We start from the raw sequence: 14,201 nt of genomic DNA, 5'->3' as shown, positions 1-14,201 counted from the left end.
TTTAATGGTTTTATCTCAAAGAATATGTAAAAAATGCGTGAACATCTAATCGGCAATAAAAAGCCCGCTTACAATAAACTTAATAAACCATCGAGTCGCGCAGCTCAACGAAAACTATATCCACCACAACCCAATACATTTTCGCCTATACAAAGAATGATTTATGTCGGAAAAGACTCGATGCATCCCATTGAGACATTGAAAGAAATGCCGGCACAATTTCACAGCCTCTTTGACAAAAGCGATGAAGAAGCTGAGCATATACTTTTTGAGCTAGAACAAGCTTTGACTGATCTGGAATACCCTATTCGCATAGACGAGGAATCAAGCATGGATGATCTTAGGTTTCAAACGACACATAAAAGCGGTCCTGCATTTTGGCCAATAAAACGAAATATGGGATTAGTAAATATTTTTATCGGAATGCCTAGAGACAAAGCGGATACCCTGCCATTTATAGAACAGTACGCGCATCAAAGAATTCCTTTTGACTTGAGTGAAATACTCGATGAGATAACCGACCCGCAAGGCAACATAATTATTGACGAAGAAAATCAAGAACATGAGATTTGCGAATTGGCAAAATTTCTATTCGAAACCAAAAAATTCTATCCTGACGATGGCTCACAAGCGTGTAAAAGCCGTTGGGAAGCTATGAAGCTTAACATTACCCTCTATTTTTTCACCAAAGTAAGCCGAAATCTTGCTGCAACGCATTTACATATTCTAATGGATCATCTAGATGAAGCCACAGTCGTATCATCAGGCGCTTCATTAGAAAATGGCGTATCAGGAGGCTTTGCTCCCAATGTGTTGAATATCGTGCATCATGCCTACATGTCGCACAAAGGTGTGAGATCTCCGGAAGTAGAAACGATGTCATTGAGCGGCATGCATTTTTATCAACATGGAGTGGAAATCACATGGCCTTGGGAACAACATCAAGAACTTTGGAGGCAAAAAGAAAATTTCGCATTTGATCCAAACCGTTGCCAATCGCCTTCACTAGCAAGACAAAATGCAGATCTATTTTGTCCAAGACCTTTGTGGAGGCGCAATAATGCTCAAGCTCAAGGTTGGACTGACAAATCAGATTTATTAGTCCTAAGAAATTTTCAAAAATCCTTAAAGGAAGAAGACCCTTTCAACTTTCATCAAAGAAACATGTTGGTTCCATTGCTCCCACAAATGGAAGAGCTAGTCGATGAATATGAAAGTCTTAAAGAAGATATGGCCAAAACTCGCGCCGAAATGGTTCAAGTAAACACCTATTGGAATAGATTAAAAGGAGATGAAAGAATATCAAGGCTTAGAGTAATGGATATAAAAGGTTCGCGCTTCCAACTTCTAACATTGCACAAATTGGAAGAACTAATTTATGAATGGAATAGAACGACAGAATTTATAAGCTTTAGATATCACCCTATTTACTCCTCAAGCATCCTTGCCTTGCTAAAATGCGTGACTCAAGAGCATTTAGACTTAATCAGATACACCAATAGGGCGAATATTTCTTTTGTCAACTTAGACAACAGCATGCGAGCTGATGAAGAAAGAGAGTTTAATGATTATTGCCAACATTTTAGAATCCAAGACAAAGATCACTCTGTCTTAGTATTCAAAGACCATTCATTTAAGCGTCAAATTCCTGAATTTGACAAAGAAGAGTTTATCGTAAATATTTTGGATATGTTTGCCAAAATAATGTCAAAACCTGAAGGGCGTAAGTACTTTAGACCTTTGGCTGCATTTAAAGCCTACATGATGCCTACTAAAGAAGAAAATATGCAACTCAGCGGTCAATTTCCAACGAACACACGAGTTGCAGATTGCAAATATAAATTTTCCGTTGAAAATCCATTTCCCAGAGTAATTGCCGGTAGAGCAGCTGAATCCAACTTCCTTATTCCTGTAAATGGCAAAAAAATAGAGCTTTACGATAATATGAAAAGCATGCCGTATTTTGACCCAGAAGTAAGAACAGAGCAAAGAGCAAAAGAATCAAAATTTGACACAACATTAAAAGACCTTGAGCACAGAACACTGCCAAACAAACGATTGATACTCATGCCTGATTTTGTTGCTTTTTATCATGAAATGGGCCACGCATGGAATAATTTAAAAGGAGCTAATCGAAAAGCTTTGTTTGAGGAAGAATACAAAGCTGATCCAAATGCATTATTAATGACAAATAACGAAGAACATTATGTTATCGAATTTTTCGAAAATCAAATTAGAAAAGCTTGGCATCTTCCGCTTAGAATGAATCATGTGGCGAATACCGCTTCTATAGATGAAACACTAAAATTAAAAGTTGAATAGAGCTTTTTCATGGATAATGTGTTGACAAATAACACAATGCCAATAATCGAGTTATTTAATCATTGCATTTGAATCAGTAAAACTCACATAATAAGCGCTATATTAAATGTTTGATCGGCTTGGCAAGTCTAATAATTCAATTTCCCTGCATTCCTCTGCCAGAAACAATAGCGTATCCAAAAATCCGCCAAACTGTCAATTTAGCGCACCTATCCAATGCATGTTCAAAAGCGCTAAAAATTTCAGTGCTTGGAAAAAAGAAGCTAGACCATCCGAAGACATCGACCTCATTGATCAAGCCACCGAATTAATACAAACATACTTACACCTAACTTCTCAAAGAGCTGACGTCGTTTCGATTAGCAACTATGGAATGAGTCGCATGATACATGAGATCCTTCGAGAACAAATGATTTGCCTACATAGGCTAGAAAACATAGTCGTCCAGTGGAATAGCAGGCATATCATCTGGCAAAAAGATCTGCAAGAAAGCGAAGAAGTAAGGATTTACGCCGAACTCATAGATGATATTTACTCTCAACAAAAAGAAATCATCAGGCTAATGAAAACGCATAAATTAGCCCTCCCAATGCCTTCCGAATTAGGCATCAGATTAAATATTGGAAATGGCCCTTACAGTGAATCCGATCAAAAGCTATATGAAAATAGATCACTAAGCAAATATTTGGGGCAACTAACTGAAGGCTTCAGAACACATTGCAGGCTATTTTATCAAGGAAACCCTAAGGAAATGAAACAAGCTGAAAATGACTTTTCAGCACTTTGCTACCTACTCTCTCATACGCGAACAGGCTGCGCTCTGCTCAGAGAAATGTACCATTTATTGGCTGACCAATTTCATGCTGATTTAACCGTTTGCGGATATCCAAAAAGCAAATCTCGCCCAGCCATAGAGATAGTAGCTGACCTTAGTCAAGGTGAACTAATGATTTACCTTCCAAAAGTTCAAGCCTCTGCTCAATGGACTCCAATAGGGTCAAAAAGAGAAGGCTTGTTTTCACAGCAATATGGCTTAGGCATAAGTCCTCCTCAAATCGCATTCGGCAAAACCATGGCTGGAATCAAGATATTAAATAACGGAAAGAGCGAGAATTCAACTAGTTTGAAAAAAAGAATTGAAGAAGGCATGCGACAGGAAATGGGGCTTCCTCCGGCAGTCAACTCCAATCGTTTCAAATACGAAGCATCCGCAGGGTTAATGCCTTGTTCAAGCAAAATGGAAGAAGCTGAGGATTCGCGGGCACCGTCAAAATCATTAGCTCCAAGAGGAATCCATGAAGGGCATGCGTTGCAATTTCCTTTGGAAGTATTGGAATTGCCAAAATTCAGAGGCTTTTGGAATATGGTCTTTGATCATCCTAAAATAGATTTTTCTACCGTCAGCGGGATTGATCCCGTAGGCTCAGGCAACAATAGCCAAACATTCTTTTTGCAAAGCCTTGACTTAGCCGGCGCTCCTGTAGAGCATGTTTTCAAGTTTTACTCAGACAAAGGAAATCGAGGAGATAATATTGAGAAAGAAGCTATTGCCAATAATGTTGTGCGACTTTTAGGCCGTCGAGTGACTGCTCCTGAGTGTAGAGTAATCAATACTGATGACAATAGCTTCTTAGAGTTTGTGAAAGGCCTTGAAACTTGCAAGCATCCAAAAGAGTCTGAAGAGGAATTTCTTGACGCTTTTGAAGTCAACAAGGAAGATGACGCCATGGTTCTAGGATTGTTGATGTCTAAAATGGAAGGGCAAGCGTTGCATCATAAAAGCACTCCCCCTAACCTGTCCAATAGAAAAATGAAAAGACCTTTGGATCCGCTTGATCTAAAAGTATTTGAGGAAAATCCGGCCTTGCATTTGGCCTTGGGAGAGTTAGCCGCTTATAATCTGGTTTTAGGCAATGGAGATTCTATGTTGACTGTGCTGAATTCAAATAATATGCTTTTTGATGTCCAGCAACAACGTCTTAACGTATTTGATCAATCATTGTCCCTATATGATATGGCATATATAGGCCAGATCTTCACATCAGGTTACAATTGGCTAGGTTCCAAGGATTTGAATAAAATGATCGAAAACCCAGAATCACATTGGACAAATTTTGATCGAATCAAATTCAATCTGAGCAAAGCAGTTCCTCAAGCTGTCAAAACAGAACTGACTTGCTTTATGGAAGGCAGATATGTCGATTCTCCTTTTATTGCCCGCACTATTGGCAGAACACAAAAGTATTTTGTCAATGTTGCCTTCAATCCTATGCTTCTCAGCACAGGGTTCGCCGAAGGTTGCTTGCGTCTTTTTGAACAATCCAATCTGTTGGAATTATTTGAACGAATTCGATGCCTGACATTTCCGCATGAGTATGAAGTGTTCTTGCAAAATTGGCATGCCGTTGAATGCGTTGTCGATAAGATGGGATATGATAAAATTCGAAAAAAAGTTAGCAAAAACGAAGCAAGAATGTCTTCCCCAGACTACTCTTCGTGGCAACACAAAAGCGCCATAAAACAAGTAGGCGACAAAAGCATGAAAAGAGCTGAGAGCTTGTAATTTTCAATGAGATTATACCTTGCTCTTCTTATTAAAATTAACTCTGAGAAACCAAAACGACTGGATACATAAACTTCATAAAGAGATTATCCAATAATCCCCAACACCCCACACATAATAAATAACAATTAAAAGATAAAATAACACTTGATTTTTAAAAGATGCAAATATTTATATTTAAAGAAATAATAGATCTCAATTTTAACGTTTTAATTATAAAAAAACTAAAACATAAAACATTTCTATGATTTCAAATCATCTGTACCCATTTTTTCTAATCATTATTTTTCTGATTTTCACACATCAAGAATCATTTTCACAAATAAAACCTCCTCTTCCTGAAAAGATCCCGGCTATGCGAATTATACATGGAGACACTCTTCATGATCCTTTCAAATGGTTGGAAAATGAAAAAGATCATAGAGTTATTAATTACTTGGAGGCCGAGAATGCGTACTTTGAGAGGTCTTTTAGAGATTCAGAAAAATTTGTAGAATTATTATACCAAGAATTAAAGGAAACGAAAGACCCTACAGAATCCTCCATCCCTCATTATAAAAATGGCTATAAATACTTTTCAGTTTATGATTCCGCTGAAAACTTTCCGATAGAATATCGTCAAAAAATAAATGCCATCGATGCTCCTGAGGAACTCTATTTCAATCCAAATGAATTGTTCAAAGGTGGCTTTGCTAATTACTCACTAGGATCTATAAGCCAAGATAATAAAAAACTGATTTTCACTATTGATAAAAAAGGCAATGAAAAGCCTGATTTATATATATGGGACATATATGAAAAAAAAGTCATTGATGATCAACTAGAGAAAATACGTTCAAACTTATGGGTAGATAATGAACATTTTATATACACGCAATTCGATTCTCTTGACAAAAGCCATGAGATCTATCTACATAAAATTAATACTAAAAAAAGCGAAGATAAAATTATTTATAAAAACGACAACCTCGACATTGACGTTTCTATCAAGCAAACTACTTCTAAGAAATATTTGATGCTTAGTCTAGATTCTCTAAATATAGAGACCCGGCTTTTTTTAAGTCCAAATAACATTGATAAACTTGTTTGGAAAGAATTCGACCTTGAAAACTCAAATGGCCACATCTATGTCGATCATAGTTATGACGACGATTTCTTTACAATTTTCACTAGCGACAATTTTTTTAAAGAAACATTTTATACTGAACTTTTTCGCTCGCCAATAAATCAGTATAATCTTAACCATACCGAATTGATCGCCAGTGGCAACGACTCCTTACGCAGGGGAAACTTCATAAGAACTCCAAATCATATTATTCAGGAATATTCATATGGAGGCAAAAATTACCACCAACTTTATAATATAAATGATAAAAAATCAAAATGGCTGGATTTAAGCTCTCGTAATCATGAAATTGTCAACTGTAATAATGTCATATCTCAAGATTCTTCACAAGTCATCTTTAGTGTTGAGCCTCTAGACGATTTTGAATACTCTTTTAAGTTTGATGTTGAGACTGAAGAAAAAACTATTCTAAAAATTCATAAAAAGAACGGGTTGAATAATCACAAATTGAATCCAAAAGAATATGTGACTAAGAGAATATATGCTCCTTCAGATGATAGTGTAAAAATACCTATTACCATATGCTATAAAAGGGGAACTCCAATAAATGAACAAACACCATGGCTGATAGGAGCTTATGCTGAATATGGCATGACTTATTTTCCTTATTTCAATACTTTCCCTTTTCAACTACTAGACAGAGGAATAGTAGTTGCACAAATACATGCGAGAGGTAGTGGCTTCTATGGAAGAAAATGGTACGATCAAGGCTCAAAATACAACAAAAAGAATTCTGCAAAAGATCTTATTAATGCTGTAAATTATCTTGTTGACCAAAAAATGACAAGCTATGATCGTGTAATATTGGAAGGGACAAGCGCTGGAGGTTTGCTAATGGGAATGATTGCCAACATGGCCCCTACTGTATGCAAAGCCATGATCATAAGAGTCGGTGTCCTTGACTTATTAACGCAGTTAACTGGCAAACAAAACAACAGCACCATAAGTCATCATACTGTATTTGGGAATACATTTGAAGAAAAAAAAGCCTTTGAGTATGTAAAAAGCTATTCTCCGTATGAGAATCTGAAGGATCAGAGTTATCCAACTATTTTACTCCTACATGGATACGGAGATACACGTGTGTCATTTTGGAATTCAGCAAAATATATTGCGAATTTCAGATACATGCAGAACAACCCCAATTCTATTTATATGAAAACGGATATGAATAGCGGTCACATGACTGGAGGAGGAAACAATCCCAGACTAAGGGAAGCTGCTATGAAAAATGCCTTTATATTAAAAACTCTAGGCAAAACCTCAGATTACAAATCAATCCAAGGAATAGTAAGAGATAGCAACGGTGATCCGCTTTCTTATGTTAATATTTATCTAGATGGAACAAATATCGGCACTACCACCAATCACAGAGGTAAATATAATCTGGATTTACCATCAGGAGAAAACAATCTTGTGTTCAAGTACATCAGTTTTAAGACCAAAACAATTCCAACAAATAAAATAAATTCAAAATATCTGGACATAGTCTTAGAAAATGAAGATATGTATCTTGAGAATATCACTGTAACGGATGAATATGATGATCCAGCGTACAAAGTGATCAAAGCGGCTCAAAATGTAAGAAAAAAACATAAAAAAGCTGTCAAAAACTTCAGCCAAGATATATACGCTAGAACAACTGAAGGTTTTGACACAATTCCAGAAAAGTTCCCTTGGTTTTTTCCTAAGAATATTGAACTTGACTCAGGATTCTATTATCTGACAGAATCAATATCTCACTACACCAAAGAACTACCTGACGAGCGGAAAGAAATAATGAAATCTTCAATAGTTGCTGGTCAAGCTCAAGGCTACAGTTACAACCGAGCTTCTGATGCGGAGATAAATATATATGACAACATCTTTGGCAAACAGTTTACCGGCAGAGGGCTGATTTCTCCTATATCTTCTACTGCCATGATGTACTACAGATATGAGTTGCTCGGATATTATGAAGAAAATGATGTTCATATCAATAAAATAAAAGTCATCTCAAAAAGAAAAAATGACCCTGCTGTTAGCGGAATCATTTATATAGCTGAAGATACTTGGAATGTAATCGCATATGACTTTGACATTAATCCAGCACAGTTAGAAGCATTCACTTATGACAAATTCAATATAAGCTCATCCTATACCAATATACAAGACGATATATGGATGCCGGAGAATGTGATCTTCAAAGGAGTCTTTTCTATCATGGGCTTTACGGCAAGTTATAATGGCTTTTTCAAATACAGTGACATAAAAGTCAATGAAGAAATCCCACAAGGCTTTTTCCATAATGAAATGTTCCGTATTGATGACGGAGTTCAAAAGAATGACACTTCATTTTGGACTCAAAATCGTCCTATAAAGCTTACTCAACCAGAGATCGAATACTATCAATACCAAGATAGTCTCCAAACTGTGAGAAATAGTCCAGCTTATAAAGACTCAGTTCAGAGAGCTCAGAATAAATTTAAACTCAAAAACTTAATTGGGGGGTATTACCGCGGAAATCACAAAAATAATACAACATGGTCTTATCCTAGTTTACCGGAATTAGTGTCTTTCAATACAGTAGAAGGATTTACAGGTGCTCTTGAATTTACAAAAAGAAAACGCCTGAAAGATTTATGGTTTTTTGACAAACATGAATTAAAACTTGGCGCTCGATATGGATTCAGCAATGAGAGATTAAATCTATATGGCAAATACACTAAAACGTTTGATTTCATAAATTTTGAAACGGTCAGTATTTCCGCAGGCAAAGATATCAGGCAGTTTGATGGCAATAAGCCTATCGGAAAGCTTTTAAATATGGCCTATTCCCTTATAGATCGCAAAAACTATATGAAGCTCTATGGATTGGAATACGCTCAGATTGAATACAGCCGAGAACTTATCAATGGCGTAAAGCTAAGCTCAAGCATTTCATATGAAAATAGACAACCTTTGAAGAATACGACCGATTTCTCATGGAAAAAAACCAAATATGATGAAAATGGCCATCCAACCAACGCTTACACATCCAACAACCCTTTGGACCCAGCTTCAGATTCAGATGCTTTTGAAGCGCATCAAGCCGCTATATTGGACATTTATCTGCGTTTTAGAATCAAACAAAAATACTATACATATCCAAGTTACAGAATGCATATGCAATCTAAATACCCGGAGCTATTTGTCCAATACAAAAAAGGTATAAACATAAATGGAGACCAAACTGACTTTGACTACCTTGGACTTGCGATACAAGACAATATTTCCTTGGGAATGTTGGGAGACTTTCACTGGAGCGCAACTTATGGAACTTTTATCAATGACAATAAAGTAAGCTTCATGGATTATAAGCACTTCAATGGCAATGAGACATTCTTTTTGGAATCAAGATATGACAACAAAGGTTTTAATGGCAAGATTCTAAGCGCGAAGTTCAAGATGCTGAATTATTATAAATACAGCACAACAAACGATTTTTATGAAATCCATGCCGAGCATAATTTCGGCGGATTTATTCTCAATAAAATCCCTGTATTAAGAAAAATACCAGGAAATGTAATAGTCGCTATCGACCACTTTAACACTTTTGGCAAGCATCACCATACAGAACTAAGCACTGGCGTTGACTTTCTTGAGAGTTTAAAACTCTTTTGGGTAAATGCTTACAGCAAAAATGAAAAATTTCAAACTGGATTCAAATTAGGAATTGAACTATAATATGAATCGCCTAAACTCAAAGTCTCCGCTGAAAAGCGGGGACTTTTTTATTAATAAATAATTTTTCTAACTAACAATTTCCTTATTTTTATAAAACAACATTTGCAGTATTAAGCTCAGCTCTATGAATGACTTATCAAAAATCTCAACACTTTTAATATTTATATTTTTTGGCTTGATAAGCGTTATGCTAGCTGAAGTAAAGCTTTTAAAAGAGATCGACATAGAAAATAATCAGCCAAAACCTCCTGTATTTGTATGCGGGACCTGCATACAAATATCCATTAATCGTCAAAAATTGGAACATGTTAAAGCAGGGATTGAAATTTTTGAAAATAACTGCTCGGTCTGCCATTCTATACATGAACAAGTAGTCGGACCTGCCCTCAAAAATATTACAACACGGCGTGAAAAGAAATGGATAATTCAGATGATCTCAAACTCTCAAAAACTTATCAAATCCGGAGATACTGCAGCTGTAAAACTATATACAAAATATGGCAAGACAGAAATGCCTGCTTTTGATTTCACAAAAGAAGAAATGAATTCGCTAATAGAATATTTAGACTTATCCATTTGAAATACTATGAATGAAATCTCGAAAATTACTATTCTGCTAGCCATCATTATTATTGCATTGGTAGGCGTTAGCTATTCGTCTTTATCCTTAATAATACCTTCCCAAGAAAATAGATTTTATTGTGGAGTAACAAGTGATGATTATCCTTCTGGTTTAGAAAACAATTATAAGATCAAAGAAGGAGCAATACTGAACAATACAGGAAAATTATTATTTGAAAATAACTGTACCGTTTGCCATTCAATTCATGAGCAAGTAGTTGGTCCACTCCTACTTAATGTTACAAAAAGAAGAGAAAAAAAGTGGCTGTATCACATGATCACAAACTCTCAAAAGCTAATCCAATCGGGAGATACTTCTGCTGTAAAGCTTTATGAAAGATTTGGCAAGACGGAAATGCCTTCTTTTGACTTTAATACGGCAGAATTAGACTCTTTAATAGAATATCTAGATTATTATGAATGATTTTTCAAAAATAGCAAATCTTATCTTGATAAGTATAATTGGTATACTAGCCATTATAATTGCCGAATTAAATCTTATTGATAATATAAAAGCTGCCAATACTGAGGAAGTTAGGCTATTTTGTGGAGTAACAGCAGAAGATAATTTATCTAGAAGAAAAAAAGGAGTAAGACTTAACCTAACCGGGAAAAGCCTTTTTGAAAATAACTGCGTAATATGCCATGAGATAAACGAACAAGTGGTAGGTCCAGCCCTTCTAAAAATTACTGAAAGAAGAGACAGAAAATGGCTTTACCAAATGATATCCAACTCCCAAAAACTAATCGAATCAGGTGATTCAACCGCTATCAATATTTACGAAATGTTTGGAAAAGCCAAAATGCCGCCATTTGATTTTACCACTTCTGAATTAGATTCTATTATCGACTACATAGACTGTTACTATTAAGCCAACCTATTCTTTACTTCAAACTCTACATCATGAAAAAACCCCATATCTGACATATATTTCAAATATTTATTGATATAAACATTTAAAACAATCATTCCTGTTAATAAATGTTAAAAAAATTACGTTTTTAAAAAAATTACTTCCCCCTTTTTTCATCCATAAATACACTTAGAAAAAAACAATAGTTTCCAATAATCTAACATCGTAACTTTAATAGAACTAATCAAATATAAATAATACTAAAAGGGTGATTTGATGTTAATATTAATAAATATACAAGCATAAAATTGACTTATAGTAATTTTTAATATCTTTAAAGCACCAAACTTTAATGATTATGAAAAAAGAACAATTTACACTTTACTACAACCCAAAAAACAAAATTCTATATCAAACTTGGATTGGCTTCATGGACTCAGAAAAATTTAAAAAATGCTGCGATGAGATTTTATCGACATGCAAAAAACATGATGTTATCGGCTACATAAGCGACTCCAAAAAACAATCCATAGTACCTAAAGAAGGGATAGAATACGCCATTAAAATTTCTGATGAGATTAAAAAATGTGGCGTGGAATTCGAAGCACATGTCAAGCCAGACAATCCTTTTGGCAAATTATCAGTGCTTGAATATTACGAGCAAAAAAACATCAATGGTGGAACAATCAATATATTCAATACCATCCAACAAGCTGAAGATTGGATTAATAGTTCTCGAAAAGACTTGTTATAGATATCAAATTCATACTCGATAAAGCCTATCCTTAATGAGTTTGTCTATACTTTTCTCAAAAATCTATATTGGAGCATGAGTAGAAATTATAACGATTGATTTTTTTCCTCTGCTGTGAATACTAAAGAGGATAACTTAGAAAAATATTAATATAGAGATTTAAATTAAAAACAACATTAAACTTATATATCCCATCGCGGTTATAGTTTAAATATTATACTGCGATGAGATATATACTAGGATTGTTTTTCTTATTTACTATAGCTTTTAGCGCTTGCAAATCAAATGACGACTCAACACCGGCATTGGATATTTCTAGAACAAGCAACGAAACAGGCCTGATTCCCGGACAGTTAACCAATATTTCCTTGCAAATGAATCGTGATATCCCTGATATGACTATCAAAGTCTATATGAATGATTCATTAGTGCAAACCATGAATAAAGACGATATGCGATATGATTCCATAAGGGTATCGCATATGGTACCGCTCTACATGGCTGGCCAAGACGTAGAATATCAAATTCAAGTGACATCCGGTGAAAATGGGAGTGAAATCCTTTCGAATCTTTATTTTGAATTATTTGTATTCAATTTTGACGATTTCGATTTCTTCAGAGTCAACGAAACATTTAATCAATTTTTAAATCATCAAATCGCATTCAATTCAAATAGCATATTTGTATCCTCAAGTTTCAACACTTTGCCTACAGACGCCAACCCTGAATTTGATATCAATTTGAATAGCATAAACCCATTTCCATTAGGCTTCATTTACTTTCCGATTAGAAATACAACATATCGTCTCAAACTGACTAATCCTGAGTCCAGCTATTTGTACTTAGTACCTAAGACTCTTTTGTCTGTTCAGGAAGTTCGCACATTCTTGAGAACTGCCAGTTCCCTCTTGCTAACAGCAGATCCCAAAACCGACCTTTATACAAACGACCACGAAGATAGCGACTTTATGATCGTGCATCAAAATGGAGAAGCTGGCGTGTTTAGAATTGAAGAGAACACGATAACATATAGAGGGATTATTCCGCATTCCAATTGATCATGCGAATAGATTATCCAAGGACTTGCTATATATAATACCTCTATTTGATATATTTCACAGAAAAATCAATACACAGAAACTTTGAGTCTTTAAAAAAGTTCAAATCAAATACTCGCTTGCATAGATGCAAAACCATAATAAACAACAAACATTACAATATTTGTAGACAAATTAGCTATTAAAAAAGGATTGAGTAATTTTTCACTATCTTTTTTATTTACTAAGGCATAATAAGCAAAAGGATATTCCAAAAAAAGTGTAATAATAATTGATGCGATGATACCTCGAAAGAAACCGCTCATCTGATAACTTGAACTCATCATTCCCCAAAAATCATAATCTCCTGCTTTTTGCGCAAAATACGGAGCAATAAAATACATGCCTGCAAACATGGAAAAATAATTCGCCAGAATAATCAATCCAGCTTTATTTTCAATCCCATTTCGCTCTAGAATATGGCTTTCAATGAGACCAATAATAAGGTTTAAAAAAAACAAGTGAAATAAACTAAACAGTATCATTGGAGTGCCTGCATTAGCATATAAAAATAGAGGCATGCTAATCAATAGCATTACTGAACAGACAACAACTTTACAACCAAACTTCCTATTTTCTTTCATAATTATATCCATGCTTATTTCTTATTTTTTTTAATCGACTTCTAAAAACATCAAAATCATTTTCATGATAAAATCTGGCAGGTATATTTATAATTCTATTATCCACACAAATATGCAACTGATAACTATACATATTATGAAGATGCTTCATTTTTACTAGCGATACTTTTTCGACATTATCCAAATCAATTTCGATTCTTCGAGGGAAAATAAGTTGATACATTATTACTTGATCACCTATTAGTATAATTTTATATTTCAATTCAAATAATATATAAAGCAAATAAGTTCCAAAAAAGAAAAAAGGGGTAATCATAAACAAAAGCGACAAGCCGTCATTAATTTTAATAATACCCAGCACTGATATTAATAGAAATGAAATAATATACACACCAAAGTAAACTACCTCTTTCATTCTTGCTTTAATCTCTATTACTTTTCCCATATGAATATATAATTCATATCAATTTAATAGATTTTTTAAAAAAACATTTTATAATTCACTTTATCCATGAAATTAAATGCAAGCGGTTGATTACCGAATTCAACCGCTCCCTGCACTCATAAAGAAACAC

Annotated in this window: 10 protein-coding genes; 8 read left to right on the top strand and 2 right to left on the bottom strand. The window is 34.7% G+C overall.

The genetic code is table 11. The annotated features are described in order from the left end of the window. Positions 1-33 precede the first annotated feature (33 nt). The 8 genes from AABK36_RS21715 to AABK36_RS21680 all read left to right on the top strand — a co-directional run bounded on the left by AABK36_RS21715 (position 34) and on the right by AABK36_RS21680 (position 13,003). A complete protein-coding gene (locus AABK36_RS21715) occupies positions 34-2,322 on the top strand; it encodes a hypothetical protein (RefSeq protein WP_309941130.1) in 2,289 nt (762 codons plus the stop codon). A gap of 106 nt (positions 2,323-2,428) precedes the next feature. After that, entirely contained in the window at positions 2,429-4,885 is a 2,457-nt protein-coding gene (locus AABK36_RS21710; protein WP_309941132.1) for a hypothetical protein, read from the top strand. Between the two features lie 244 nt (positions 4,886-5,129). Continuing rightward, positions 5,130-9,716, top strand: coding sequence for a DUF5686 family protein (locus tag AABK36_RS21705; RefSeq protein WP_309941134.1), 4,587 nt, complete (start codon positions 5,130-5,132; stop codon positions 9,714-9,716). A gap of 124 nt (positions 9,717-9,840) precedes the next feature. Further along, complete coding sequence (locus AABK36_RS21700) at positions 9,841-10,296, top strand: cytochrome c (protein WP_309941137.1); 456 nt, start codon at positions 9,841-9,843, stop codon at positions 10,294-10,296. Between the two features lie 6 nt (positions 10,297-10,302). Then, the gene (locus tag AABK36_RS21695) at positions 10,303-10,761 is read left to right on the top strand and encodes a c-type cytochrome (RefSeq protein WP_309941139.1); all 459 of its coding nucleotides are present in this window, start codon (positions 10,303-10,305) and stop codon (positions 10,759-10,761) included. After that, positions 10,754-11,209 (top strand): c-type cytochrome, encoded by a 456-nt coding sequence (locus tag AABK36_RS21690; RefSeq protein WP_309941141.1) that lies wholly within the window; start codon positions 10,754-10,756, stop codon positions 11,207-11,209. Before AABK36_RS21695 ends, AABK36_RS21690 begins: the two co-directional genes overlap by 8 nt. A 340-nt stretch (positions 11,210-11,549) precedes the next feature. Further along, entirely contained in the window at positions 11,550-11,945 is a 396-nt protein-coding gene (locus AABK36_RS21685) for a hypothetical protein (protein ID WP_309941142.1), read from the top strand. 224 nt (positions 11,946-12,169) lie between these two features. Further along, positions 12,170-13,003 (top strand): hypothetical protein, encoded by an 834-nt coding sequence (locus AABK36_RS21680; protein ID WP_309941144.1) that lies wholly within the window; start codon positions 12,170-12,172, stop codon positions 13,001-13,003. A 107-nt stretch (positions 13,004-13,110) separates the two neighbouring features. Here the strand turns inward: AABK36_RS21680 and AABK36_RS21675 are convergent, their stop codons facing one another. Together AABK36_RS21675 and AABK36_RS21670 are read right to left on the bottom strand one after the other, a co-directional pair. Beyond that, positions 13,111-13,626 carry a hypothetical protein gene (locus AABK36_RS21675; RefSeq protein WP_338390332.1) on the bottom strand — a complete coding sequence of 172 codons (516 nt, stop codon included), beginning with the start codon at positions 13,624-13,626 and terminating at the stop codon, positions 13,111-13,113. Continuing rightward, complete coding sequence (locus AABK36_RS21670; RefSeq protein ID WP_309941148.1) at positions 13,613-14,071, bottom strand: hypothetical protein; 459 nt, start codon at positions 14,069-14,071, stop codon at positions 13,613-13,615. Before AABK36_RS21670 ends, AABK36_RS21675 begins: the two co-directional genes overlap by 14 nt. Between the last annotated feature and the right edge of the window lie 130 nt (positions 14,072-14,201).

Source organism: Aureibacter tunicatorum (assembly GCF_036492635.1).
Classification (GTDB): Bacteria; Bacteroidota; Bacteroidia; order Cytophagales; family Cyclobacteriaceae; genus Aureibacter; species Aureibacter tunicatorum.
This window is presented reverse-complemented; position numbering and strand designations above follow the sequence as displayed.

Bases quoted from the DNA above. Each gene is read 5' to 3' on its own strand.
- AABK36_RS21715 (WP_309941130.1), top strand. From the start codon at position 34: ATGCGTGAACATCTAATCGGCAATAAAAAGCCCGCTTACAATAAACTT.
- AABK36_RS21710 (WP_309941132.1), top strand. From the start codon at position 2,429: ATGTTTGATCGGCTTGGCAAGTCTAATAATTCAATTTCCCTGCATTCC.
- AABK36_RS21705 (WP_309941134.1), top strand. From the start codon at position 5,130: ATGATTTCAAATCATCTGTACCCATTTTTTCTAATCATTATTTTTCTG.
- AABK36_RS21700 (WP_309941137.1), top strand. From the start codon at position 9,841: ATGAATGACTTATCAAAAATCTCAACACTTTTAATATTTATATTTTTT.
- AABK36_RS21695 (WP_309941139.1), top strand. From the start codon at position 10,303: ATGAATGAAATCTCGAAAATTACTATTCTGCTAGCCATCATTATTATT.
- AABK36_RS21690 (WP_309941141.1), top strand. From the start codon at position 10,754: ATGAATGATTTTTCAAAAATAGCAAATCTTATCTTGATAAGTATAATT.
- AABK36_RS21685 (WP_309941142.1), top strand. From the start codon at position 11,550: ATGAAAAAAGAACAATTTACACTTTACTACAACCCAAAAAACAAAATT.
- AABK36_RS21680 (WP_309941144.1), top strand. From the start codon at position 12,170: ATGAGATATATACTAGGATTGTTTTTCTTATTTACTATAGCTTTTAGC.
- AABK36_RS21675 (WP_338390332.1), bottom strand. From the start codon at position 13,626: ATGAAAGAAAATAGGAAGTTTGGTTGTAAAGTTGTTGTCTGTTCAGTA.
- AABK36_RS21670 (WP_309941148.1), bottom strand. From the start codon at position 14,071: ATGGGAAAAGTAATAGAGATTAAAGCAAGAATGAAAGAGGTAGTTTAC.